This is a genomic window from Pontibacterium granulatum (genome assembly GCF_029961155.1).
GTDB classification, from domain to species: Bacteria; Pseudomonadota; Gammaproteobacteria; order Pseudomonadales; family Balneatricaceae; genus Pontibacterium; species Pontibacterium granulatum.
Window position 1 is genome coordinate 26,475 of sequence record NZ_JASBRH010000020.1, and the last position, 24,531, is coordinate 51,005.

Consider the following 24,531-nt stretch of genomic DNA (forward strand, 5'->3'; position numbering starts at 1 on the left):
CCCATTATACAAAGGAATGAATGAATTCTCCCGGATCAACAAGATAGAGAGCGGTTTCAAACACTCCAGATCAACAGCGCAGGTTTACAAGCTTCGTTCTGTGGACTAGACCTAACAGTTGTACGGTACTTCTGAACAATAGTTCAGGGTTTAACACCAACAGTTTGAGAAAAGCGGCGCAGACGACCTATACCGGCTAGCAAACTTTGTCTTAAAGGGGCTGGTTTAATATGAAAAGTTCTGATAACGTCTGCTGCCTTTCAGGTATAAGCCGCGCTGTTGCGGCCTATGATCAGTTAAGCTGATATCGCCCGGAGACGGCGATTGGAATAGGTGGGGCAGAGTTATGCCAAACAGCACTGAATCTCGTTTTTCGCACATCGACCCGTATCCACTGGATCGGGATGAAGAGTACATGTGCGATGCACAAAAAGATCACTTCCGCGCTATTTTGGACGAGTGGAAACGCCAGCTGATGGAAGAGGTGGACAGCACCATCCACCATCTGCAGGAAGAACAGTCCAACTTCGCTGATCCAAGCGACCGCGCCAGTCAGGAAGAGGAGTTCAGCCTTGAGCTGCGCACCCGTGACCGCGAACGTAAGCTGATCAGAAAGATTGAAGAAGCAGCCGAGCGTATCGAAGCCGACGATTACGGTTACTGCGACGCGTGTGGTATCGAAATCGGTATCCGTCGTCTGGAAGCACGCCCAACTGCGACCCTTTGTATCGACTGCAAAACCCTTGCAGAGATCAAAGAAAAACAGGTTGGCGGTTAATCTCGCCTGCTTACGTCTGACCGGTGGTGCCGGTCAGACTTGTCCCTTCTGATACGCCGTGGAATACGTCGGACGTTTTGCCCCGTCACCTACCGGTCTGCTGCACTTTGGTTCCCTCTTGGCAGCAGTGGCCAGTTACCTTGATGCCCGCGCCAACAACGGTCGCTGGTTACTCCGCATCGAAGATCTTGATCCGCCCCGCGAACAACCGGGGGCCAGCAACAGTTTTCCCGTGACTCTGGAAGCCTTTGGTCTGACCTGGGATGGCGAGCTGAGCCTGCAAAGCGAGCGCCACCATTACTATCAGGCTGCGCTGGATCGACTGTTGGATCTTGGGGATGCGTACCGCTGTAGCTGCTCGCGCAAACAAGTGCAGGAACGCAGTGGCGGCGTTATCTATGATGGTTTCTGCAAACTGGATGCGCCGGACGAAGAGGCTGACGCCGCCGTGCGCGTGCAATGCCCGACTGAACCCACCCGTTTCCTGGACCTGATCCAGGGGCCACAGAACTTCGACCTGGCGAACAGCTCCGGCGATTTTGTCGTGCTGCGTAAGGACGGCCTGTTCGCCTATCAACTGGCGGTTGTGGTCGATGACCACCTACAGGGGATCACCCATGTAGTGCGTGGCAGCGACCTGTTGCCGGAAACACCAAAACAGATCCATCTACAGGACCTGCTGGGTTACAATGCACCCCGTTATGCCCACATTCCTGTGGCCGTCAATCCCGAAGGCCAGAAGCTGAGCAAACAGACCTTTGCCACCGCGTTGGACCTGGAACACCCCGTACCCCAGCTCATTGAGGCATTGAATTTTCTCAACCAGGCCCCCGACCCGGCATTAATTGATGCCAGCGTCACTGAGCTGTTGAATTGGGCGGTGACACATTGGAAGATGGAGCAGGTTCCACCACTCCTGAAACAGCTCCGCCCCCAGTAAGGGACTGCTCATGTACTTTCATCGCCTGCTACTGCTGCTGCTACCGGCGGCTTATCTGCTTGCACCGCTGATCATCAACTGGTGGCAACAGCTTGATGGTCCCTGGTTCCGTCCCTTTCTGGTCTGGCTGGGTGTTGTGATTGCTGCCATCATTATTGAACAGAGACGCCGCCACCATGCTTGACCTGTCCCAGCTGTTTTTGATCGGGTTTGCCTATCTGGCGTTTCTATTTGGCACCGCGTACCTGACCGAGCGCGACCTACTGCCTACTCGCTGGGTACGACATCCGCTCACTCACGTCCTGTCGATCGGCATCTACGCCAGTGTGTGGACGTTTCACGGCGCCTTTGGTCTGGCCTCGGAGTCCGGCTACCTTTACCTGGCGTCCTACCTGGGCGCGGTGGGTGTCTTTATATTAGCCCCTGCGCTGCTTATCCCGATCCTGCGTATCACCCGCACCTATCAGCTCAGCTCGCTGGCTGACCTGTTTGCGTTCCGCTTCCGTAGCGGTGCGGTGGGCACCATCGCCACCATTCTGACGGTGCTGGCAACCATGCCGATGATCTCGATCCAGATCCAGGCAGTAGCCGACAGCCTCTACATCTTTAACCAGCAGTTTACGGTAAGCCAGTTCGCCTTTGGTTTCTGCTCAGTACTGGCACTGTTTTCGATCCTGTTTGGTGCACGCCATGCAGCCCTGCGCCATAAACACCCCGGCCTCGTTGTTGCGATGGCGGTCAGTTCACTGATCAAGCTAGGGGTTATCGTGGCCATCGGCCTCTATGCCTTTTTCTCGATCCTGGGCGGCCCGGTGGGCCTGGAGAGCTGGCTGATCGCCAATCCGGACCAGTTAGCCCTGCTGAATACCCAGTTTGACAGCGACATCTGGCGAACCCTGCTGATTGCGTTCTTCAGTGCGACGGTGGTGATGCCCCACATGTTCCACATGATGTTCACGGAGAACAGCTCGGACGAAACGCTCTACAAAGCCACCTGGGGAATGCCACTGTTCCTTTTCCTGATGGCGTTGACGGTACCACCGATCCTCTGGGCTGGTATGAGCCTGGGCGCCGGTGGCGATCCGGAGTTCCTGTTGCTGTACCTGGGTATGCATCTGGATTCCGAGTGGCTCACGGTGATGGCCTTTATCGGCGGTCTCTCTGCGGCCAGCGGCATCTCTATCGTGGGTACCGTGGCGATGGCATCCATGCTGCAGAACCACATTATCCTGCCGATGGTCCCCTTCCCGGATACCCACCGCTTCTACAGCTGGGTGCTGTGGCTGCGCCGCAGCCTGATCATTCTGATCCTGTTTGGCTGCTACTTCTTCTACGATAAGATCGGTAACTACTACGACCTGCACCAGCTCGGCATCATCGCCGTGGTGGCGTTCCTGCAGTTCCTGCCGGCACTGTTGGTTACCCTGTTCTGGCAACGCGCCAACCGCTGGGGTGTGATCGGTGGTTTGTTGGTGGGTATGGGCGTTTGGCTCTACACCATGCTGTTCCCACTGCTGGGTCCGATCGATCCGATGGTGGCCGACACCTTCACCGTGGAGGAATACGACCCGGATACGGCAGCCGTGCTGGCATTGGTGCTGAATGCCCTGACCCTGACGCTGATCTCATTGTTCACCGAGCAGAACGCCGACGAAGAGCACGCTGCCAGCGCTTGTCTGCTGAACGTACTGCAGCGCCATTCCACCACCAGCCTGACCGCTACCCGGGTGGAAGATTTTCAGGAACTGCTGTCACCCCGCCTCGGCCAGGATGCGGCCCGTCGCGAGATCCAGAGCGCCCTGGATCAGTTGGCACTCAAGCCGGGCATTTTGCGCCCGGTCGACCTGCTGCGCCTGCGCACCCAGCTGGAACACAACCTGACAGGCCTGCTGGGACCGGTAGAAGCAGCCACCCTGCTGAGCCCACTCGACCACAGTGCACCGGCGGCGGGCATCAGCTCTTTAGCCAGTGGTCGCAACGTACACCTGATGGAAAGCCAACTGGAGAACTACCAGGAACAGCTCACCGGCTTGGCCGCCGAGCTGGATGATCTGCGGCGTTATCACCGACTGATTCTGCAGCGACTGCCGGTAGGTGTATGTACGTTGGATAACACCGGCGAGATTTTGTTCTGGAACGCCGAAATGGAACAGGTCACAGGTATTACCGCGGCTGATTGCGCGGGCATTCCACTGAATCACCTGCCCTCGCCTTGGGGTACCCTGCTGGCGAATTTTGCCCAGTCGCCGCTGGCCCATGAGGTGGCAGAACCGATCCAGCTCAACAGCCAGCCCCACTGGTTTGCGCTGCATAAAGCCCGACTGAGTGAAGAGAGCGCCAGCGGTATGGTGTTGCTGCTGGAAGATGAAACCGAAACCCGTATGTTGCAGAACCGTCTCGCCCACAGCGAACGCCTCTCCTCCATCGGCCGCTTTGCCGCCGGGGTGGCCCATGAGATCGGCAACCCGGTCACCGGCATCGCCTGTCTGGCACAAAACCTGAAGCTGGAAACCGATAACGAGGAGATCCTGCTGACCGGTGATCAGATCGTCGATCAAACCAAGCGCATCAGCCGCATCGTTCAATCCCTGATGCGTTTTGCCAGTGGCGGACAGAGTGACAACCAGATCGCCCACGAATCCGTGAACCTGCGGGAGTGTTTCGACGAGGCGATCCACCTTGTATCCCTCGACAGCCGCGGTAAATACCAGCAGTATCTCAACAACGTTGCGCCGGACCTGCACGTCTGGGGCGACCCGCAGCAGTTGAGCCAGGTATTCGTTAACCTGCTCAACAACGCCTGCGACGCATCCGAAGACTACAACCACATCTGGATTGATGCCGACAGCAACGGAGAGACAATCTCCCTTGCCGTGACGGATGAAGGCACCGGTATCCCACCGGATTTACAGGACCGTTTATTCGAGCCTTTCTTTACCACAAAAGACCCAGGCAAGGGGACTGGACTTGGCTTACCTTTGGTCTACAACATAATAGAGGAACATTATGGTAGTATTGAGATTATTAGCCCAGCCAACAACAAGCAGAATAAAGGCACTCGCGTGGTAATCACATTGCCATTCCATAGCGGAGACGATTTCTCCGGCCATGGTAACGGTGTGGGATAAAGGTAGACCGAATGAGCCAAATTCTAATTGTTGAAGACGAATCCATTATCCGTTCTGCATTGCGCAGACTGCTCGAAAAGCACGATTACGACGTCCAGGACGCCGAATCCGTGGACGAAGCCACCAGCCGCTTCAACCTGAGCGATTTTAATCTGATCATCACCGACCTGCGCCTACCGGGTGCTCCGGGTACCGACCTGATCAAGCTGGCAGGGCCTGTTCCGGTTCTGATCATGACCAGCTATGCCAGCCTGCGCTCCGCCGTTGATGCCATGAAGATGGGCGCAGTGGATTACATCGCCAAGCCATTTGATCACGAAGAGATGCTGAACTCGGTGCACAACATTCTGGCGCACCGTCAGACACCCGCCTCCGTACAGGAGCTGTCCGAGGATCAGGATAACGGGCAAACCCACATTATCGGCTCCTGCAAACCGATGCAGGATCTGTTCAAGCGCATCAGCAAAGTGGCCAAGACCGACGCCACTGTTTTAGTGCAGGGCGAATCCGGCACCGGCAAAGAGCTGGCCGCCAGGGCCATTCACGAGCAAAGCGACCGTGCCAACGCACCAATGATCTGCGTGAACTGTGCCGCAATCCCGGAAACCCTGATCGAGTCCGAACTGTTTGGTCACGAGAAAGGAGCCTTTACCGGCGCCAACAGCCAACGCAACGGCCTGATCGAGGCGGCTGACGGCGGCACCCTGTTCCTGGACGAGATTGGTGAGCTACCGTTAGAAGCTCAGGCACGTCTGCTGCGTTTCCTGCAGGAGGGCGAAATCCGCCGCGTGGGCTCGGTGCAGTCCAAGAAGGTGAACGTGCGCCTGATTGCGGCAACCCACCGTAACCTGAAATCTCTGGCTAAAAGCGGCGATTTCCGAGAAGACCTGTATTACCGCCTCTATGTGATGGAGTTACGCATCCCGCCACTGCGAGAGCGGGGAGAGGATATCATCGAAATCGCTCAGCAAATGCTCGCCAGCACAGCCAAGCGTATGGGCGAAGGCGAACTGCACTTTAGCCACCACGCCCTCAAGACGATGCTGCGTTACCAGTGGCCCGGCAACGTGCGCGAGCTGGAAAATGCCATCGAGCGTGCGGTGATCCTCACCGACGACAGCGAGATTACCACCGAACTGCTGGGCCTGGACATCGACGGCCCGGACCTGGCGGCACTGGAACAGAACTATATCAGTCAGGCACCCACGTCCCGACAGGGAAGCAAAGACAACAGCGGTGCCGCCGGCCTGAGCCTGGATGACTACTTCCAGCGTTTTGTGCTGGAGAACCAGGACTCCATGAGCGAAACCGAGCTGGCCAAGAAGCTGGGGGTCAGCCGCAAGTGCTTGTGGGAGCGCCGCCAGAAACTGGGCATCCCCCGTAAGCCGAAGAAGTAGGCACACGGTATTAGCAAGATCATAAAGCCCGGGTTATCCCGGTTTTTTTGTCCCTCAACAACACGCAGTGGTAACAACCCGGTAACATGCCCTCATAAAAAGTGTTACCTCACTACCCATACAGTGTTACCCGTAACGGGAACAGGGGTAACAAACCACCCCCACAATACGTATCAAAAACACACAATAATTTTTATTTTTATTTAAATTCAATAACTTAAAAAACATGGCACACCAAATGCTAATATCTAGAGTGTAAAAACAACAACAATGCTTAACTTAGAAACCTGCACCAGCAATAAAAATAAAAACAGGTAGCACGTGGATAAGTACACCGCCTCGAATAAAAATAACAATGAGGCTTAATGCTGATCGTAGAGCAGTCCAACGGTCCCGAAAAAAGCACTCTTAGAAACAAAAACAACAAGCTAAGGCTAAACGTTTTATCTGAGATGCGATCAGCAACCACCTCCCTCTCTTACTTCTTCACTATCCGATTTCAACGCCCTAAATTTCTGTCTTAACGTCTGCTTGCGTTTCTACCCGCGACACATCATATTTTTCGTTCCGCATCACAAAAAATCACACGCGACTGATCGCATCAAAAAATGTTCAACCTACCCGATGCCTGTCGGCTGTTTCCGCTTACGAACACCTAAGCGCACCTGCCCACGGACAGCCCCCCCTGTCACTGTCGTTACCTCCTTGTTACCCCATAAAAAGTGTTACCCCTCTACCCACCAAGTGTTACCCGTAACGGGAAACTGGGTAACAAACACCTGCACGTACAGCGTCACTCTTTTAACAAAAAACACATTTTACTTATAAAACAATAAGTTAAAAAAACTGGCACACACACTGCTATTACTAAGACACAAAACAACAACAATGCTTACTTAGAAACCTGCACCAGCAATAAAAATAAAAACAGGTAGCAAGTGGATAGGTACCATCGCCTCGAATAAAAATAACAATGAGGCTTAATGCTGATCGTAGAGCAGCTCGACGGTCCCGAAAAAGTGCTCTTAGAAACAAAAACAACAAGCTAAGGCTAAACGTTTTGTCTGAGATGCGATCAGCAACCATCCCTCCCTCTTACTTCATGTAACACTATCTGTTATTCACACTTGCAGCAGAAAATACGTCAACCCGTAGCTGTATACGCGCCTTCATAGACCTCCATAACCTTATACTGCGGTCGCGTAAATGGTATGATGCGCCACTTTAGTTTTTAGGGTGAATTTTGGTGTTCCATGGCTAGAAGTCTGCTTAAACGCATCGGCTCTTTGTTCAGCAAAGGTAGTGCTGACCAGAATGAACAACCGGCTCCGGTTTTTGCTCCGGCGGAAACAGGCCGCAAGATCATTCCCGAATCAGAGCACCAGATCCCGCGTAAATACCTCGACGATAACGCCATGAAGGTAGTGTATCGCCTGATTGATGGCGGCTACGACGGTTACCTGGTGGGCGGCTGTATTCGCGACTTGCTGCAAGGCGAGAAACCAAAAGACTTCGATGTGGCCACCAGCGCCAGCCCGGAAGAGGCCCACGAGCTGTTCCGCCGCTCCCGTCTGATCGGTCGCCGCTTTAAGTTGCTGCACGTGCGTTTTGGCCGTGAAATTATCGAGGTGGCCACTTTCCGCGCCAGCCACGATTCCCATCCGGAAAACAGCAACGGTGAACATGGCCGCCAGAACGAATCCGGCATGATTACCCGCGATAACGTGTACGGCACCATTGAAGAAGATGCAGATCGTCGTGACTTTACTGTCAATGCACTTTACTACTGCGTCAAAGACCACAGCATCTACGACTTCGCCAACGGTTACCAGGATTTGAAAGACGGCGTCCTGCGCATGATCGGTGATCCGGTCGCCCGCTACCGTGAAGACCCGGTGCGGATGCTGCGTGCCGCCCGCTTTGCCGGCAAACTGGACTTCGAGATCGAAGCCAACACCGCCGCACCGATCCGTGAACTGGCGCCACTGCTGAAAGATATTGCACCTGCCCGTCTGTTTGACGAATCCCTCAAGCTGCTGCAATCCGGCTACGCCGAAGGTGCTTACAAACACCTGCAGCACTACGATCTGTTTGAGCCTCTGTTCCCACAAACCCAGCGGGCATTGCTGGGCGAGCGTGGCGAGCTGGTAGAAACCCTGCTGCTGAACGCACTGCGCAACACAGACCGCCGTCTGGCGCAGCGCAAAAGCGTCACCCCGGCGTTCCTGTTTGCCGCCCTACTCTGGTACCCAGTGCAGGATTTGATGCAGAAGCTGATGAAAGAGAACCGCATGCCACCGCTGCCGGCACTGCATGAAGCAGCCAACCAGGTGCTCGCCAAGCAGGTGAAATCCACAGCGATTCCACGCCGTTTCTCTACCCCGATCCGTGAGATTTGGGAGATGCAGATCCGCCTGCCACGCCGCGACGGAAAACGCGCAGAGCGCCTGATCGAGCAACCACGCTTCCGTGCCGCATACGATCTGCTGCTGCTACGCGAGAACAGCGGCGAAGACCTGGGTGGTTTGAGCCGTTGGTGGACGGAATATCAGTCTGCGCATCCGGAGAAACGTGAACAGATGAGCCGCGACTCTGGCAAAGGCCAGAAGCCACGCCGCCGTCGCCGTAAGAAACCGAACAACGCGACCCGAGATGAGTAAGACAATGCGCTGTTATATCGGTCTGGGTAGCAACCTGGAAAATCCCCGCCAGCAGGTAGAGGATGCGTTCCAGGAGCTGGCCGGTCTGACCCACTGTGAGCTGGTTGCCCGCTCCAGCATCTACCGCTCCGATCCGGTTGGCCCACAGGACCAGCCCGACTTCATCAACGCCGTAGCAGCGCTGGACACCACCCTCGAAGCACACGCCCTGCTCTACGAACTGCAACGTCTGGAGCAGCAACACCGCCGTGTACGCGAGCGTCACTGGGGACCACGCACCCTGGATCTGGACTTATTGTTGTACGGCGATCAGACCATCAACACCGAACGTCTGACCGTCCCACACGCATTTATGTGCGAACGCACATTTGTACTCTGGCCGCTAGCCGAAATCGCGCCAGAGTTGGAGCTGCCAGACGGCCAAAGTCTGAGCCAGCTTTTAGTCGCATACCCTATGGGCAGCCTAGAACGCTTGTAGGTATAATTTCGGCCGAACGAGACAACTGGATAAGAGTTTCTTATGAGCAACATTACCCTGCACACCCTCACAGCCCGTAAACAGGCGGGAGAGAAGTTTGCGGTACTGACTGCATACGATTCCTGTTTCGCCCATCTGGTGAGTGAAGCGGGCAACGAGATGATCCTCGTTGGCGACTCGCTGGGAATGGTCCTTCAGGGCAATGACAGCACTCTACCTGTTAGCGTGGAAGAGATGGCGTATCACACATCCTGTGTGGCACGCGGCAACCAGGGCAGCATGATCATGGCGGACCTGCCGTTCATGAGCTACGCCACCCCGGAACAGGCAATGGACAGTGCCGCAACGCTGATGGCGGCTGGTGCACACATTGTCAAAATCGAAGGTACAACGTGGCTGTCCGAAACCGTATCCATGTTGGCTGAACGCGGCATCCCTGTGTGTGCCCATCTGGGTCTGACACCACAGGCTGTGAACAAGCTGGGGGGCTTTAAAGTTCAGGGCCGTGATCGCGAAAGCGCACGTCAGATGATTGAAGATGCGGTACTACTGGAACAGTCCGGCGCCTCCATGCTGCTGCTGGAGTGCGTACCGTCCCTGCTGGCACGTGAAGTGACCGAAGCGGTGGACATCCCTGTAATCGGCATTGGCGCAGGCGCCGATACCGACGCCCAGGTACTGGTACTGCACGACATGCTGGGCCTGACACCGGGCCGCCGCCCGAAGTTCGTGAAGAACTTTATGGCGGAAGCCGGCTCCGTTCAGGACGCACTGAAAGCCTACGGCGACGCCGTACGCGCGGGCACCTTCCCGGGACCGGAACACGGGTTCGAATAATATGCAGACATTTTTTAGCATTGAAGAGCTGCGTGCGACGCTGAGTGAAGCGCGCGCGCAGGGCAAACGTATCGGTTTCGTACCGACCATGGGCAACCTGCACGAGGGCCACCTGGCTCTGGTGCGCCAGGCGGTAAGCTGCTGTGACATCGTGGTGGCCAGCATCTTCGTTAACCCGCTGCAGTTTGGCATCAACGAAGACCTGGACAACTACCCGCGCACCCTGCAGGCCGATCAGGAGAAACTGATCAGCGCCGGTTGCAATTACCTGTTCGCACCAAGCGACGAGGTAATGTATCCGAACGGTCGTGAAGAACAGACCCAGGTCGAAGTTCCACTGATCTCCAACATTCACTGCGGCGCCAGCCGTCCAGGCCACTTTCAGGGCGTAGCAACGGTCGTGTGCAAGCTGTTTGGTATCGTGCAGCCGGATGTAGCGGTCTTCGGTGAGAAGGACTACCAGCAGCTGATGGTAATCCGCCGCATGGTGGAACACCTTTATCTGCCGGTTGAAGTCCAGGGTTCGCCAATCGCCCGTAACGAAGACGGCCTGGCGCTGAGTTCCCGTAATGGTTACCTCAACGACGAACAGATGAAAGTTGCACCGACACTGTATCGCACCCTACAGGAAGCCAAAGCAGAGATCCTAGGCGGCCGTCGCGATTACAAGCAGCTGGAAGATGAAGCTTACGCCAAGCTGGAAGCCGTAGGCTTCAGCCGTGACTTCTTCAATATCTGTGACGCGCACACCCTGACACCGGCGACAGCTGAAACGCAGCAGCTAGTGATCCTGGCGGCAGCCCCCCTGGGTGGAGCCCGCCTGATCGACAACGTGGTGATTGAACTCTGATCACCTGTATAAACAGGCATGCGCCGCGTGCCTGTTTTTCTCCCTTCCTCTGATCTCCTCTGCGTAACACCTCCAACTCCACGTCTTTTGTATGCTGGTCACAGACGTCTCAGCCTGTTAGATTCTTAAAGCACCAAGAGAATGTAGTCCTTGGGCCGGTACAGACAACCGGATCACAGACAGCTGCATTTATTACGCAAGCGCAAAATCACCAGCTTGACAAAACATAGGCAGCTCGCACAGACTGTGCTTCGAGGCATGTTGCACTGCAACTAAAACTGTACTCAAAAATAATAAAAAGTAAGAGCTAACGGTGGGAAGGAGATGCGGCGCAAGCCACAACCCTTGCAACATAAGGGTCATTTCTCTGCCCTATCATCATTAAATCATTCTCGATTCTATAATGAGGCAAAGCTATGCGTGACGTAGTTATCGTTGCTGCCGGTCGTACCGCAATGGGTACGTTCAACGGCTCCCTGGCCAAAGTTTCCGCATCCGACCTGGGTGCAACTGTACTCAAATCCCTGCTTGAAAAGATCGATCTGGACCCTTCTCAGGTAGACGAAGTTATCCTTGGCCAGGTACTGACTGCCGGTGTCGGCCAGAACCCTGCGCGCCAGGCCCTGATCAACGCAGGCATCCCTAACGAAGTGCCGGCACTGACGATCAACAAAGTATGCGGTTCCGGTCTGAAAGCGGTACAGATGGCGACTCAGGCGATCCGTTGCGGCGACGCTGACATCATCATCGCAGGCGGCCAGGAAAACATGAGCCAGTCTCCACACGTCGTACCGAACTCCCGTAACGGTCAGCGCATGGGCGACTGGAAGATGGTCGATTCCATGATCAAAGACGGTCTGTGGGACGCGTTCAACGATTACCACATGGGTATTACTACCGAGAACATCGTTGAGAAATACGGTTTCACCCGTGAAGAGCAGGACGCTTTTGCCTCCAACTCTCAAAACAAAGCGGAAGCTGCGGTGACCTCCGGTCGCTTCAAGGACGAAATCATCCCAGTGGTGATCCCACAGCGTAAAGGCGATCCGGTTGTTTTCGACACCGACGAACAGCCTCGATTCGGCTGCACCCCTGAAGCACTGGCGAAACTGCGCCCTGCATTCAAGAAAGACGGTTCTGTAACTGCCGGTAACGCTTCCACCATCAACGACGGTGCAGCTGCAGTTATCGTATGTTCCGCCGAGAAAGCTGCCGAGCTGGGCCTGCCTGTTCTGGCACGCATCAAGTCTTACGCATCTTCCGGCGTATGCCCAACCATCATGGGTACCGGTCCAATCACTGCAACCCAGAAAGCGCTGGAAAAAGCAGAATGGTCCATCGACGACCTGGAACTGGTTGAAGCGAACGAAGCATTCGCAGCACAGGCAATGTCTGTAAACAAAGATCTGGGTTGGAACACCGACATCGTCAATGTAAACGGCGGTGCGATTGCACTGGGTCACCCAATCGGTGCATCCGGTTGCCGTATTCTGGTGTCCCTGATCCACGAAATGGAAAAGCGCGACGCGAAGAAAGGTCTGGCCACCCTGTGTATCGGTGGTGGTATGGGCACTGCGCTGGCGATCGAGCGCGACTAATCCTACCCGCTCCAAGAAAAACCGCAGCCCAAGCTGCGGTTTTTTTATGCCTGCAAACCAACAGGTACTGAGAGATCAATCTCTTCCAAAGCCTTCATTAAAGTCGTGTGTCAAAGAACAATTTTGTGCAACTCAGGTCTTTTCCCACAGATCCAACCCTCTCGATGCGCAATTTCGTACAAAAATCTGGGGGCTCCTTCGGGTAAAATAGCGGGCTGAAGTAAACCTGTGCCCTCCCCCTGGCACAGTACAGGTAAACGGGAGTCTTTGATGGCTAAATCAACAGAACATGCAGAGTATCGCTATGTGACCGAGCTGGGTGGCATAGAGACGCTTGACGCCCGTTACCAGCACCAGAACTTTGCCAACCACACCCACGAGGGTTACACCATCGGTGTGGTGGAGTCCGGTGCACAGCGTTTCTACCGCTCTGGTGGCGATCATATCGCGCCCAAAGAGAGCATTATTCTGGTGAACGCCGACGACGTACATAACGGCAGCTCCGCCGCCGAGGGTGGCTGGGCCTACAAGGCGCTTTATCCTCTGCCGGACCAGTTCGCCCAGATCCGCGACGAGCTGGAGCTAAAAGTAAACGGTGCACCCTACTTCCCCTCTCCGGTGGTACAGGATAAGCAGCTGTCGGAGGTGATCCGTATGACACTGCATACCCTGATGACCTCCGAGAACCGCCTGCTGCGTGAAAGCCTGCTGTACACCAGCATGGTGCAGCTGATGCTGCGTCACAGCAAGGTGCGCACCGAACTGAAGGAGCAAGCCCGTGCATATCCACAGCTGGAGCTCGTGAAAAGTTTCCTGGATGATCAACCCACCAGCGATGTGTCGTTGGAGGATATGGCTAACCTCTGCGGCCTGAGCCCCTTCTACTTGTTGCGCCAGTTCCAGGACCGCTTTGGTCTGCCACCGCACGCCTACCAGATCCAGGCACGCCTGCGCGTGGTGAAAAAATTGATCCGTCAGGGTATGCGACTGAGTGATGTCGCCCTGGAAGCCGGCTTCCACGACCAGAGCCACATGCACCGCCACTTCAAGAAAACCTTCGGCATTACACCGGGCCAATACGCCACGGGCGTAAACCGCAAAAGCGTACAAGCTATCCCATAACCCACACGGCTACCATAGACCCTCGAATTAATCGGAGGAGTCACAGTGAGCAGCCAGGTATTAGAACAGCAGGATTACCGTTTACGCGCCTTTATGGTGGGTTTGCGGGCAGCTCTGCCGCTGACACTGGCGATTGTTCCCTGGGGTTTGCTGGCAGGATCCTTTGCCCTGGAGGCAGGACTGAGCGGTATTGAAGGCCAGGCAATGTCGGTATTTGTCTTCGCGGGCGCCGTACAACTGGTTGTACTGGGCATGATCGGCACCAATGCAGGCCTCAGCGCGATCCTGATCACCACCTTCCTGATCACCTCACGCCACTTCCTCTACGGCATGAGCATGCGCAGTCATATGAGCCACCTGCCTCTGCATTGGCGTCTGGCGCTGGGCTTCCTGCTCACCGACGAACTGTTCGCCCTGACCGGCACCAAGCCACCGGAGCAATTTAACCGCTGGCACGCACTGGGCATTGGTCTGTGCCTGTATATGGGTTGGAACCTGGCTACCGCCGCCGGCATCATCGCCGGTCAGCAGATCCCGAATATGGAAGCGCTGGGTCTGGAGTTTGCCGTGGCAGCGACCTTTATCGCCCTAGTGGTACCGGGCGTGCGTAAGGTCTCCACCCTGTGCGCCGTGATCACCGCCCTGCTCACGTCGGTAGCCTGCGAACTGTATCAGGTGGAAACCGGCCTGCTGATCGCGTCCCTGCTGGGTATGACTGCGGGTACAGCGAGTTCTTATCTGCTGGGCGAACCGCTGGCGTCGCAGGAGGATGCAGCATGATCTGGCTGACCATCATCCTGATGACCGCGGTGGTGTTTGTAAGCCGCTACCTGTTTCTGGAACCGCGCCTGCCGCTGCGGCTGGGGCCACGCACCACCCGTTTTCTGAGTTACTCTGCGCCAGCGATCCTGACCGCGATCACTGCGCCCATTGTCTTTATGCCGGACGGAGACCTTGCTCTGGAGTTCTCCAACCCCTATCTGATCAGTGCAGCCCTTGCGGTAGCGCTGGCCTACCTTACACGTCACGTGCTGTTCACAACCGTGGTCAGCATGGGTGTGTTTTTTGTCATGCACGTTTAGGGTTCCCGTGCATCGGGAACCCAATTTTTAAACGCGCAGCAATAAACACAGATACCCAAACTCGTCGCCGAAGCGACGATACATATCGATCTCATGGCGGCAGTCGGTCAACGCCCGCTGCTCGCCATACTTCGCTTCCAGCTGGTCGATACGGTCCTGCATATCCGCATAAAAATGCTCCCAGGCGGCCTTAGGCAAACGTTGCTGGCTCACCACCTGATAACCCAGCGCTTGAGCCTTAGCGATTGCCTCAGATTCGGTCAGCATTGAGGGATAACCTGCCTGCCAGTACTCAACCGCCTCACCTGAACGCTGATCGGTAAACCAGCACATCTCAGATACAAACAGATACCCCTGTGCATTCAGCAACGGCTGCCAGCGTTTCAGCGCCGACTCAAAGCCCATCAGGTAGGCACTACCCTCTGACCAGATCAGGTCAAAACTGTGATCGGGAAATGGCGGCTCGAACATGGAGCCGTTGATCACGCTGACCCGGTCATCCAGACCTTCGCTCATAACTGTCGCATCCAGCCGATCCAGGAATAGCTGACAATTATCCAACGCTGATATCTGTGCATTACACAGGTGACTTATCAACAGGCTGGCGATGCCGGTACCGCATCCCATATCCAGAATTTTCTCAGGCCCTCTCCCGGTGCATACCTGCTGCATCACCGCTTGAGTTAGCTGCTCATCACCCGGCCCCTGTCGTTCCATCTCAACGAACAGCTCCAGAAAAAGGCGCATGTAATCTTGGTTTTCGTTCATATCTTTTGATAACCACTGTATCTGCAGTGTCTCTTGCTCGCTGAACCCCTGCTCACTCAACCAATGACGGTAGGCCCTTGGCGAACGCTGCAGGAACTCATCGTGCCAGACACGGGTTTGCTCGTTGCCATTCGCACCGGAAAAGGTATGTAACAGATCACGTGCTCTCAGTAACTCCCGCAAGCGGGTTTCCACTGCCGCCAGTCGCGCATCTAACGTCGCGGCGGGCAGCTGACCGGCCAGACATTGCTGACACTCCTGCCAGGACAAGCCTGCCGCCTTGAGCTGCAACAGAGCTGAAAGATGTTGCAGATCAACTTCGGAAAAACGCCGGTAGCCATTACCGGGATCGCGCATCGGTTTGATCAAGCCGATCCGTTCGTAATAAAGCAGCGTTGAACGACTCACACCCAGGCGAGTCGCCGCTTCAGTAATGCTGTACATAACAAAACAGTGCGTCTGGGATTCAGATATAGAACTTAAAGTATGAACCTGTAGACAGGTCAAGCCACTAATCGTCAGATTAATTGAATGGGGGGGGGGTGAGAACCTCACAATCAGGTTCCGAAAGAGTTAAACATCCAAGGTGCACACGCTGCCAACCGAGCAGTCGGGGGCTGGGTTTGTTTCTCGCTAAACAGGTGCCAGCGTTCCTTAAATGCCGATATTGGGCTTAGAAGGCGCTAATATTCAGCGCTGACACCTGAGAATCAGGCTTCGGCAATCGCACCTTTGCCCACCCCCTCAAACGCTTTCACCATCACGTTGTTGTCCGGGTAGGCCTTCTTGATCTCATCCGCCAGGTGGCGGGCGATCAGTTCAACGGTGGTTTCGGTATCGATCAGGTAGCACACATCCGCCGGCAGTTTCAGCTCGAACGCACCTTGCGGTGCTTCGTAAGCGTAGTGATGCATGCCACCGGCCTCGCTGACCAAGTGCTCACGGGTGCCGATATAGATATCGCGAAAACGCTCAGCCCACAGCACTTCCAGCTCTTCACTACGCTGGTCATCGATGTAGATCTCCAACGTCGAGCGGTGGCCGTGGGCGATGCGCTGACAGTTGCCGTCGTGCTGCTGCAGACCGTGGCTGTAGTGGTAGAACACACCGTCGATACGTTCCGGCTGGAAGCTGACACTGAGGCCTTTGACCTCTTCCGGGAACAGCTCCAGCAGCTTCTCAGTACACCAGTCTGCCAGCGTATGTGGGGTGATCTCCGGCACGCCTACCAGGGCGATCGCCTGCTCTGGAGAACGACAGTGGAATCTGCGTCCGTCGGCATAGAGCCAATCCACAGTGGTGTAACCGCCATCGTCCTGATGGCTTAGACGTGGCATACCGGTCGGTACAACCAAGGCGTGGTCGATGTAGGTATCAAACCACTGCTTTACTGCCTTCTTCACAATGCCAAAATCGCAGATCATCCCCTGTTCGTTCAGGCTGCCGTCCAGCACCAGCTGAACCAGCCAGGACTCACCCAGCAAGCCTCGCTGTGGGTGCAGGTAGGAAAAATCGATATTGGTCAGGTTATCAACGAAGAGTTTCACAGTATTTCCACGGCTAAATTTTGCAGGGGGCTATAGTAGCCTAATCAAGTGTCAGTTTCATTCAGGTATAATGTAGGGCTTTTACCACTCCTGATGACCATTGGATCACTATGCGCCTCGATAAATTCCTCGCCCAAAGCTCCGGCTTTTCCCGTAAAGATGTCCGCAAGATGATGCGGGCCGGAGAGATCACCGTAAATGGCGCAGAGGCCCGTGATCCGGCACTGCATATCAGCGACGACGACTATATCTGCCTGGACGGAATGCCCCTGGAAGCCCCCGGCGAGCAATACCTGATGCTGTATAAGCCGGAGGGCTGCGTGTGCTCCAACGATGACGCAACCCATCCAACCGTACTCGGTCTGCTGGACTTACCGCGCGCCGATGAGATGATCATCTGTGGCCGCCTGGATGTGGATACTACCGGCCTGGTGCTGATCACCACCGACGGCAAATGGGCACACCGGGTTACCTCCCCCAAACATAAAACCGGCAAGATCTACCATGTAGAAACCGCCGATCCGATTCCACAGGATGCAATCGAAAAGTTCGAGCAAGGACTGATGCTGCACAACGAGCCGTTCCGCACCAAACCGGCCAAACTGGAGATCATCAGTGACTACGAAGCGCATGTGACCCTCACCGAAGGCCGTTACCATCAGGTAAAGCGAATGTTTGCGGCGATCGGCAACAAGGTGGAAAGCCTGCACCGCGCCCAAGTGGGCGGCATCGTGCTGGATGAGTTTCTGGAACCGGGTGAATACCGCGACTTGACCGACGAGGAGGTTAACAGCATCTATGGCTGATACCGCTTTTGAGCTGCTGCTCCCCTCACTTCAGCGTGCAAGCGCCAAAACCCTGTGGGTTGCGGACGAAAACCTGATCGGCACCCGCCTAATGGCAAATCCGGCGGTCACGGTAATCGCCAACCGCTACGACCTGTTCACTCAGCTCAAGCAACACGACTGGAACGCCCGCTTCAGCGATTTTGATTTTAGCGAGTTTGCAGATGACAGCATCGACTGCCTGATCTACCGGGTTTCCAAGGAAAAGCCGGTGGTACACCACGTGATCAACCAGGCCCTGCGTATCCTGAAACCGGGTGGCCGCCTGCTGCTGGCTGGCGACAAGGGTGAAGGGGTCAAGACCTACATCGACAAGGCCAAGAAGCTGTTTGCCGGCGCCTGTGATGCGCAGAAAGCCAGTGGCGATGTCTGGTTGGCCGAGCTGACCTGCCCTGAAGCACCGGGCAGTAAACTGCTGGATGACAAGCAGTACACCACCCTGCGCCCGGAGGCCAAAGACCAGAACTTCGAGTACTGGAGCAAACCCGGCGTTTACGGCTGGAACAAAATCGATAAGGGTAGTGCGTACCTGATCGAACACCTGGACGCGTTCCTGATGACCATGCCGGAGCCGCCTCGAAACATGCTGGATCTGGGCTGCGGTTACGGTTACCTGTCTCTGAACGCCAGCCATCTGGACATCCCGATCACCGCAACCGATAACAATGCCGCAGCCATCGCCGCCTGCGAGCGTAACTTCGACCGCTATCCGATCAACGGCAAGGTAGTCACCGCTGACTGTGCTGACGGCATCAGTGGTAAGTTCGATCTGATCCTCTGCAATCCGCCGTTCCACGCCGGTTTTGGTGTTGAGGGCGACCTAACCGACCGCTTCCTGCAGGCGGCCCATGATCGCCTCAGCAATGTGGGTGTGGCCTGCTTTGTAACCAACCTGCACATTCCGCTGGAGCGCAAAGCACGTGACCTGTTCCACCAGGTGGAGGTGATCGCCTCCAGCAGCAACTTCAAGTTAACCCGCCTGACCCACCGTATGTAACACGCAGCAAATAGTACTGTGCCACACTGGCTACCCTGGCCCTGGGTAGCCAGCCGCCCCTCTCTTCGCCCTCACGACAACTGAACAGTAATAAAACAGCAGTCGACACGGTAAGCTTTTTATTTTACTGTATAGTTTTTGTGCGACTGCACAAAAAAACACATTCGAACATGGATCAAAGTGGAATGTTGAGATGAGACAGCTGCAGTGTCCCCGCCCCGATTGCGAGTCCTACGCCCTCTTGCGCATACGGCGCTCATTCTTTACCAAACTGCGTTTCCCCGCCAGCCGCCAATACCGCTGTGGCGAGTGTGCCAGCACTCTGATCGTCGACCCGCACGGCACCCCACTCAAGACCCGGATTAGCACGTCAAAATAAGCGATTTTGCAATTAAAAGGTGTTCCAATCGCTGCAATACGGTTACCCTTACGCCTTCGCGAGCACTGCTTGTGCTCTATGCTGTAAGTGTTAACCGATCCATCGCAGAGTTGTAATCCTGATGCCAGAACTGCCATTTGAGTACATTCGTCAGTCTCTCTATTTTTTCCGCAGCCACTTCATGATGATCATGCGGATTCAACTGCCTTTCCTGTTGCTGGAAGGTTTTTTTGCGATGATGATCCATGGCAGCCCTTCTGAAGAGGGTCCGGCTATGAACCAAGCAGCCTCCGCCCTGCTGAACCTGACGCTGATGCCGGTCTATGGCGCTGCCACCATCGTCTACCTGAAATCCGTGGTGGACAATCAGCCGCTGACGGCAGGACAGGCGATCATTCGAGGCCTCACCCGTTGGCGAGCACTGTTGTTGGTTTATCTGTTTGTAGGCTTCTTTATCATCAGCGGCCTCTCCTTCTTTATCATCCCGGGTCTGTTTATCCTTGCCCGTCTGGCCTTCGCTGACTATATCTGCGTCATTGAAGGCAAAGGGGTGTTCGAGTCAATCACCGAAAGCTGGCGCCGCACCGGCGACTACTTCTGGATTCTGCTCAACGGTTTGGTGATTCTGTTCGTTTGTATCAACGGTCCTAACTTCGCAATTCAGATGTCTCTGGCATCCGATGAGGGCAGCGCATTACTGCCAGTAGTGACCAGCATCATCTTCAGTCTGATCAGCGTGCTGATCACCGTGTACGGCTTCCGTATCTACTGTGTGCATCGCGAAGCAAACCAGCCGGCACCTCCGCCGCCACCGGAAGAGATTCCCGAAGACCGGGATCAGGACCCGTAAACAGAAGCCCCGCACTCGCGGGGCTTTTTATTGGTTGATTCGCCCCCTCAGCCGTCCGCCATCCCGTTATAAATTGCGGGCACAAAAAAGCCCCGCGAATGCGAGGCTTTTTAGATCAGACTGTCAGCACTTAGCTAACTGCATCATCCGCTTCCAGGTCACGCATGGACAGCTTGATACGGCCACGCTGGTCAACATCCAGGACTTTAACCTTCACGATGTCATCCAGTTTCACGTAGTCGGACACCTTGTCGATACGCTTGTCAGCTACCTGAGAGATGTGAACCAGGCCGTCTTTACCCGGCAGGATGTTTACGAATGCACCGAAGTCTTCAATACGAACAACCTTACCTTCGTAGACTTTACCGACTTCTGCTTCAGCAGTGATCGCAGTTACACGGTCGATCGCGTCTTTTGCGTTCTGCTTGTTGTCTGCGTAGATGCGTACGGTACCGTCGTCGTCGATGTCGATCATCGCGCCGGTCTCTTCGGTCAGGGCACGGATAGTCGCACCACCTTTACCGATCAGATCACGGATCTTCTCAGGGTTGATCTTCAGCTGAGTCATCGCTGGTGCGTTGTCCGGCAGTTCAGGACGTGCGTAGCCGATAACCTTAGCCATCTCACCCAGGATGTGCTTACGTGCGTGGTAAGCCTGTTCCAGCGCGATCTCCATGATCTCTTCGGTGATACCGGTGATCTTGATGTCCATCTGCAGCGCAGTTACACCGGATTCGGTACCCGCCACTTTGAAGTCCATGTCACCCAGGTGGTCTTCGTCACCCAGGATGTCGGTCAGGACAGCAAATCGCTCGTCTTCTTTCACCAGACCCATTGCGATACCCGCAACCGGTGCTTTCAGCGGAACACCTGCATCCATCATGGACAGGGAAGCACCACATACGGAAGCCATGGAGCTGGAACCGTTGGATTCAGTGATCTCGGAAACGATACGGATGGTGTATGGGAATTCGTCCTGAGAAGGCAGAACCGCTGCCACACCACGACGCGCCAGACGACCGTGACCGATCTCACGACGACCCGCACCCATCATACGACCACACTCACCTACAGAGTATGGAGGGAAGTTGTAGTGCAGCATAAATGCGTCTTTACGCTCGCCTTCCAGAGCGTCGATGATCTGCTGGTCACGGCTGGTACCCAGAGTACAGGTCGCGATCGCCTGAGTTTCACCACGGGTGAACAGGGCGGAACCGTGAGTACCCTGCAGTACGTCGATGTCTACGTTGATACCACGTACAGTCTTGTTGTCACGACCGTCGATACGCGGCGCGCCGTCCAGGATACGACCACGTACAGTGGCTTTCTCCAGGGCGCTAACAACACCTTCAACTTCTTTCGCAGATGGCTGGCCTTCTTCGTCGCCCGCCACTTCTGCAACTGCTTTTTCACGCAGTACTTTCAGAGCGTCCTGACGCTGCATTTTGTCAGCAACCTGGTACGCTTCTTCGATACCCGCACCTACCGCTGCAGTCACCTGCGCGATCAGGGCTTCGTTCTTCTCAGCTGGCTGCCAATCCCAAGTCGGTTTACCCGCTTCTGCTGCTAGCTCGTTAACAGCATCGATAACAACCTGCATTTCCTGGTGCGCAAACAGTACAGCACCCAGCATTTCGTCTTCGGTCAGTTCCTGTGCTTCGGACTCAACCATCAGAACAGCATCTTTGGTACCCGCAACAACCATGTCCAGCTCAGAGGAAGCCAGTGCTTCGTAAGTAGGGTTCAGCAGGTAACCTTCCTCTTCAGTGAAACCAACGCGGGCTGCACCGATAGGACCCTGGAAAGGGATACCGGAGATAGCCAGTGCCGCGGAGGTACCGATCATTGCAGCGATATCCGGATCGTTCACTTTATCCGCAGACATCACAGTACAAACAACCTGTACTTCGTTCATGAAGCCTTTCGGGAACAGTGGACGGATCGGACGGTCGATCAGACGGGAAGTCAGCGTTTCCTTTTCGGAAGGACGCGCTTCACGCTTGAAGAAACCACCTGGGATACGGCCTACAGCGTAGTATTTTTCCTGGTAGTGAACAGACAGCGGGAAGAAGTCCTGGCCTTCTTTCGCACTCTTAGCACCCACAACGGTACACAGAACCTGAACACCGCCCATAGTTACAACAACAGAACCGGTTGCCTGACGAGCGACGCGGCCTGTTTCCAGGGTCACTTCGTGCTGACCGAACTGGAAAGTCTTAGTAATTGCTTGCACGATCTCTATTCCTCAGTGCTTACATTTTTTGAAAATTTTCATCTGCATCCGTGCCGGGTAAGCCTTTACCTGAGACCCATCATGCCGTCAAAAGAGCCAGTACTCAGTTGTGCTCTTGTGTTGGTATCTTCACTAGTACCAAAAACACAATTGAGTACGGGCCGGATGGATGGAATCCCCTGGTGTCAGCCCTCGATCAACCCTTCCGTTGGGCTGATAAGACTGGGGCCATACAATGTATGGCCCCAGAGAAACATCTTAGCGACGCAGACCCAGACGCTTGATCAGCTCAAGGTAGCGATCAGCATCTTTCTTCTTCAGGTAGTCCAGCAGTTTACGACGCTGGTTTACCATACGGATCAGACCACGACGGGAGTGGTGGTCGTGTTTGTTCGCTTTGAAGTGACCCTGCAGGCCTTCGATGTTAGCAGACAGCAGTGCTACCTGAACTTCTGGGGAACCAGTGTCGCCTTCGCCGCGAGCGAAATCTGCAACGATTGCCGCTTTCTTTTCTGCACTCAGTGCCATGATGTTATCTCCAAATTCAATATGCAAACGACGTCAGTCGTTCTGATTAAAAGAAACGATGTACCGAGCATATTTCCAGTACAACGCCACAACTGCCGACCCGCAGCAAGCTGCCAATCAGCAATATCTATAGTGTACGCGCGTTCTCTACTGTTCCGAAGCGATCAGACGTTTAGGCCGCAAAATACCCTCGGCGTCGATCTCGGCAATCCCCAAAAACCGGGATTTATCGTCGTTAAACAGCAATACTTCCGCTGCCGGTTCAGCCTCTGTCAGCCGGATACGCTGACCGTGACTGATCCGTTCAGACTGCTCGGGCGTGAGCGCCAGTTCCGGCGCGCCCACCAGGGCGGTCCAAGGCGGTAATAATACCTGATCCAAACGGGCTTGTATGCTTTTTATCTCCTCGTCACCGGCGCGTGGTTCGGCCAGAGATTCCAGCTGTTCCATGGTGTACATATCCGGCGACTTATACGGGCCGGCATCGAGACGATGCAGCATCTGCACGTGCGCGCCACAGCCCAGCACCAACCCCAGGTCTTCGACGATGGAGCGGATATACGTGCCCTTGGAACAGTGCACTTCCAGATCCACCTCATCACCACGGAATCCGGTCATTTTGATCTCATAGATCGTGACACGGCGTGGTTTGACCTCGACCTGCACACCCTGACGTGCCAGCTTGTAGAGCGGCTGCCCGTTGAACTTCAGTGCCGAGAACATGGATGGCACCTGCTCGATCTCACCGCTGAAGTTTTCCTCCAACAGCGCCTGAATACGTTCCTCGGTAACATCCTCACCTACGGGCGCGGTCGCGACAACTTCACCGTCAGCATCACTGGAATCGGTACGGATACCCAGCTTGGCGGTTGTGATGTAACGCTTATCGGAGTCCAGCAGGTAGTGGGAAAACTTGGTCGCTTCTCCCAGACAGACGGGCAACATACCGGTTGCCAGAGGATCAAGCGCGCCGGTATGCCCCGCTTTTGCTGCACCGTAGATACGCTTTACGCGTTGCAACGCTGCATTGGAGGACATACCTGCAGGCTTGTTGAGCAGAAAGATCCCATCGATCGCGCGACCACGATTACGTCTTCGCGCCACGAGTTACTCCTCGTCCTGATCTTTGGAATTTTCCAGGCGCACGGCACTTTCGATCAGGCCGTGCAGATGACGTCCACGCTCAACGGTTTCATCGAAGTGAAAACGCAGCGCAGGCATAACGCGCAGCTTGATGCCACGCGCCAGCTCACCGCGCAGGAAACCCGCAGCATTGTTCAACACTGCCAGGGATTCCTTGATTGCGGTTGCTTCATCCTGATCACCCAGTGGCAGTACGGTCACGTACACATCGGCGTAGCCAAGATCTTTGGCGATCTTAACGTGGCTGATAGTAACCATACCCATACGGGGATCTTTGATTTCAAACTGGATCAGCTGGGCCAGGTCACGCTGTACCTGGTCCGCGATCCGTTGTGTACGACTAAATTCTCGAGCCATATTTTCCTGTGATA

General features: G+C 55.2%; 22 protein-coding genes. 16 read left to right on the forward strand and 6 right to left on the reverse strand.

Annotated elements, in window-relative coordinates; all coding sequences use genetic code 11:
• Positions 1–346: 346 nt before the first annotated feature.
• From dksA to QKW35_RS16155, 13 genes are all read left to right on the forward strand, one after another.
• Positions 347–778, forward strand: a complete 432-nt coding sequence (dksA, locus tag QKW35_RS16095) for an RNA polymerase-binding protein DksA (RefSeq protein ID WP_282354727.1) — start codon at positions 347–349, stop codon at positions 776–778.
• A 58-nt stretch (positions 779–836) separates the two neighbouring features.
• The gene (gene gluQRS / locus QKW35_RS16100; protein ID WP_282354729.1) at positions 837–1,718 is read left to right on the forward strand and encodes a tRNA glutamyl-Q(34) synthetase GluQRS; all 882 of its coding nucleotides are present in this window, start codon (positions 837–839) and stop codon (positions 1,716–1,718) included.
• A 10-nt stretch (positions 1,719–1,728) separates the two neighbouring features.
• Complete coding sequence (locus QKW35_RS16105; RefSeq protein WP_282354732.1) at positions 1,729–1,902, forward strand: hypothetical protein; 174 nt, start codon at positions 1,729–1,731, stop codon at positions 1,900–1,902.
• Positions 1,895–4,846: an ATP-binding protein gene (locus QKW35_RS16110; RefSeq protein ID WP_282354734.1), complete on the forward strand. Its 2,952-nt coding sequence runs from the start codon at positions 1,895–1,897 to the stop codon at positions 4,844–4,846. Before QKW35_RS16105 ends, QKW35_RS16110 begins: the two co-directional genes overlap by 8 nt.
• An 11-nt stretch (positions 4,847–4,857) precedes the next feature.
• Entirely contained in the window at positions 4,858–6,243 is a 1,386-nt protein-coding gene (locus tag QKW35_RS16115; RefSeq protein ID WP_282354737.1) for a sigma-54-dependent transcriptional regulator, read from the forward strand.
• A 1,253-nt stretch (positions 6,244–7,496) separates the two neighbouring features.
• The gene (pcnB, locus tag QKW35_RS16120) at positions 7,497–8,903 is read left to right on the forward strand and encodes a polynucleotide adenylyltransferase PcnB (RefSeq protein ID WP_282354740.1); all 1,407 of its coding nucleotides are present in this window, start codon (positions 7,497–7,499) and stop codon (positions 8,901–8,903) included.
• Positions 8,896–9,381: a 2-amino-4-hydroxy-6-hydroxymethyldihydropteridine diphosphokinase gene (gene folK / locus QKW35_RS16125; RefSeq protein ID WP_282354742.1), complete on the forward strand. Its 486-nt coding sequence runs from the start codon at positions 8,896–8,898 to the stop codon at positions 9,379–9,381. The genes pcnB and folK overlap by 8 nt, the downstream gene beginning before the upstream one ends.
• Positions 9,382–9,423: 42 nt before the next feature.
• The gene (gene panB / locus QKW35_RS16130; protein WP_282354743.1) at positions 9,424–10,218 is read left to right on the forward strand and encodes a 3-methyl-2-oxobutanoate hydroxymethyltransferase; all 795 of its coding nucleotides are present in this window, start codon (positions 9,424–9,426) and stop codon (positions 10,216–10,218) included.
• 1 nt (position 10,219) lies between these two features.
• Positions 10,220–11,068, forward strand: coding sequence for a pantoate--beta-alanine ligase (gene panC, locus QKW35_RS16135; protein WP_282354747.1), 849 nt, complete (start codon positions 10,220–10,222; stop codon positions 11,066–11,068).
• Positions 11,069–11,484: 416 nt separating this feature from the next.
• Positions 11,485–12,666: an acetyl-CoA C-acetyltransferase gene (locus tag QKW35_RS16140; RefSeq protein WP_282354751.1), complete on the forward strand. Its 1,182-nt coding sequence runs from the start codon at positions 11,485–11,487 to the stop codon at positions 12,664–12,666.
• Between the two features lie 270 nt (positions 12,667–12,936).
• Positions 12,937–13,788 carry a helix-turn-helix transcriptional regulator gene (locus tag QKW35_RS16145; RefSeq protein ID WP_282354754.1) on the forward strand — a complete coding sequence of 284 codons (852 nt, stop codon included), beginning with the start codon at positions 12,937–12,939 and terminating at the stop codon, positions 13,786–13,788.
• A gap of 45 nt (positions 13,789–13,833) precedes the next feature.
• Positions 13,834–14,568, forward strand: coding sequence for an AzlC family ABC transporter permease (locus tag QKW35_RS16150; RefSeq protein ID WP_282354757.1), 735 nt, complete (start codon positions 13,834–13,836; stop codon positions 14,566–14,568).
• Positions 14,565–14,870 carry an AzlD domain-containing protein gene (locus tag QKW35_RS16155; protein ID WP_282354760.1) on the forward strand — a complete coding sequence of 102 codons (306 nt, stop codon included), beginning with the start codon at positions 14,565–14,567 and terminating at the stop codon, positions 14,868–14,870. The genes QKW35_RS16150 and QKW35_RS16155 overlap by 4 nt, the downstream gene beginning before the upstream one ends.
• Before the next feature lie 27 nt (positions 14,871–14,897).
• Here QKW35_RS16155 and QKW35_RS16160 read toward each other — a convergent pair whose 3' ends face one another.
• A complete protein-coding gene (locus tag QKW35_RS16160) occupies positions 14,898–16,082 on the reverse strand; it encodes a MerR family transcriptional regulator (RefSeq protein WP_282354763.1) in 1,185 nt (394 codons plus the stop codon).
• A gap of 266 nt (positions 16,083–16,348) precedes the next feature.
• Entirely contained in the window at positions 16,349–17,185 is an 837-nt protein-coding gene (locus QKW35_RS16165; protein ID WP_282354766.1) for a 6-carboxytetrahydropterin synthase, read from the reverse strand.
• Between the two features lie 110 nt (positions 17,186–17,295).
• Between QKW35_RS16165 and rsuA the strand changes: the two genes are divergently transcribed.
• The 3 genes from rsuA (at position 17,296) to QKW35_RS16180 (ending at position 20,256) form a co-directional block, all read left to right on the forward strand.
• Positions 17,296–17,991 (forward strand): 16S rRNA pseudouridine(516) synthase RsuA, encoded by a 696-nt coding sequence (gene rsuA, locus QKW35_RS16170; RefSeq protein ID WP_282354768.1) that lies wholly within the window; start codon positions 17,296–17,298, stop codon positions 17,989–17,991.
• Positions 17,984–19,027: a class I SAM-dependent methyltransferase gene (locus QKW35_RS16175; RefSeq protein WP_282354770.1), complete on the forward strand. Its 1,044-nt coding sequence runs from the start codon at positions 17,984–17,986 to the stop codon at positions 19,025–19,027. Before rsuA ends, QKW35_RS16175 begins: the two co-directional genes overlap by 8 nt.
• A 500-nt stretch (positions 19,028–19,527) precedes the next feature.
• On the forward strand, positions 19,528–20,256 hold the full coding sequence (locus QKW35_RS16180) for a YciC family protein (RefSeq protein ID WP_282354774.1): 729 nt from the start codon (positions 19,528–19,530) through the stop codon (positions 20,254–20,256).
• A 130-nt stretch (positions 20,257–20,386) separates the two neighbouring features.
• Here the strand turns inward: QKW35_RS16180 and pnp are convergent, their stop codons facing one another.
• The 4 genes from pnp to rbfA all read right to left on the reverse strand — a co-directional run bounded on the left by pnp (position 20,387) and on the right by rbfA (position 24,517).
• Complete coding sequence (pnp, locus tag QKW35_RS16185; RefSeq protein WP_282354777.1) at positions 20,387–22,489, reverse strand: polyribonucleotide nucleotidyltransferase; 2,103 nt, start codon at positions 22,487–22,489, stop codon at positions 20,387–20,389.
• A 258-nt stretch (positions 22,490–22,747) separates the two neighbouring features.
• On the reverse strand, positions 22,748–23,017 hold the full coding sequence (rpsO, locus tag QKW35_RS16190) for a 30S ribosomal protein S15 (RefSeq protein ID WP_282354780.1): 270 nt from the start codon (positions 23,015–23,017) through the stop codon (positions 22,748–22,750).
• A gap of 147 nt (positions 23,018–23,164) precedes the next feature.
• Positions 23,165–24,121 carry a tRNA pseudouridine(55) synthase TruB gene (gene truB / locus QKW35_RS16195; RefSeq protein WP_282354783.1) on the reverse strand — a complete coding sequence of 319 codons (957 nt, stop codon included), beginning with the start codon at positions 24,119–24,121 and terminating at the stop codon, positions 23,165–23,167.
• A gap of 3 nt (positions 24,122–24,124) precedes the next feature.
• Positions 24,125–24,517, reverse strand: a complete 393-nt coding sequence (gene rbfA / locus QKW35_RS16200; RefSeq protein WP_282354785.1) for a 30S ribosome-binding factor RbfA — start codon at positions 24,515–24,517, stop codon at positions 24,125–24,127.
• Positions 24,518–24,531: the final 14 nt, after the last annotated feature.

What these genes read in the sequence shown, in the direction of transcription:
- QKW35_RS16175 (WP_282354770.1), top strand. Translation starts at nt 17,984, where the DNA reads ATGGCTGATACCGCTTTTGAGCTGCTGCTCCCCTCACTTCAGCGTGCA.
- rsuA (WP_282354768.1), top strand. Translation starts at nt 17,296, where the DNA reads ATGCGCCTCGATAAATTCCTCGCCCAAAGCTCCGGCTTTTCCCGTAAA.
- panB (WP_282354743.1), top strand. Translation starts at nt 9,424, where the DNA reads ATGAGCAACATTACCCTGCACACCCTCACAGCCCGTAAACAGGCGGGA.
- rpsO (WP_282354780.1), bottom strand. Translation starts at nt 23,017, where the DNA reads ATGGCACTGAGTGCAGAAAAGAAAGCGGCAATCGTTGCAGATTTCGCT.
- panC (WP_282354747.1), top strand. Translation starts at nt 10,220, where the DNA reads ATGCAGACATTTTTTAGCATTGAAGAGCTGCGTGCGACGCTGAGTGAA.
- QKW35_RS16140 (WP_282354751.1), top strand. Translation starts at nt 11,485, where the DNA reads ATGCGTGACGTAGTTATCGTTGCTGCCGGTCGTACCGCAATGGGTACG.
- QKW35_RS16155 (WP_282354760.1), top strand. Translation starts at nt 14,565, where the DNA reads ATGATCTGGCTGACCATCATCCTGATGACCGCGGTGGTGTTTGTAAGC.
- QKW35_RS16115 (WP_282354737.1), top strand. Translation starts at nt 4,858, where the DNA reads ATGAGCCAAATTCTAATTGTTGAAGACGAATCCATTATCCGTTCTGCA.
- QKW35_RS16180 (WP_282354774.1), top strand. Translation starts at nt 19,528, where the DNA reads ATGCCAGAACTGCCATTTGAGTACATTCGTCAGTCTCTCTATTTTTTC.
- dksA (WP_282354727.1), top strand. Translation starts at nt 347, where the DNA reads ATGCCAAACAGCACTGAATCTCGTTTTTCGCACATCGACCCGTATCCA.
- folK (WP_282354742.1), top strand. Translation starts at nt 8,896, where the DNA reads ATGAGTAAGACAATGCGCTGTTATATCGGTCTGGGTAGCAACCTGGAA.
- QKW35_RS16110 (WP_282354734.1), top strand. Translation starts at nt 1,895, where the DNA reads ATGCTTGACCTGTCCCAGCTGTTTTTGATCGGGTTTGCCTATCTGGCG.
- QKW35_RS16145 (WP_282354754.1), top strand. Translation starts at nt 12,937, where the DNA reads ATGGCTAAATCAACAGAACATGCAGAGTATCGCTATGTGACCGAGCTG.
- rbfA (WP_282354785.1), bottom strand. Translation starts at nt 24,517, where the DNA reads ATGGCTCGAGAATTTAGTCGTACACAACGGATCGCGGACCAGGTACAG.
- pcnB (WP_282354740.1), top strand. Translation starts at nt 7,497, where the DNA reads ATGGCTAGAAGTCTGCTTAAACGCATCGGCTCTTTGTTCAGCAAAGGT.
- QKW35_RS16160 (WP_282354763.1), bottom strand. Translation starts at nt 16,082, where the DNA reads ATGTACAGCATTACTGAAGCGGCGACTCGCCTGGGTGTGAGTCGTTCA.
- QKW35_RS16105 (WP_282354732.1), top strand. Translation starts at nt 1,729, where the DNA reads ATGTACTTTCATCGCCTGCTACTGCTGCTGCTACCGGCGGCTTATCTG.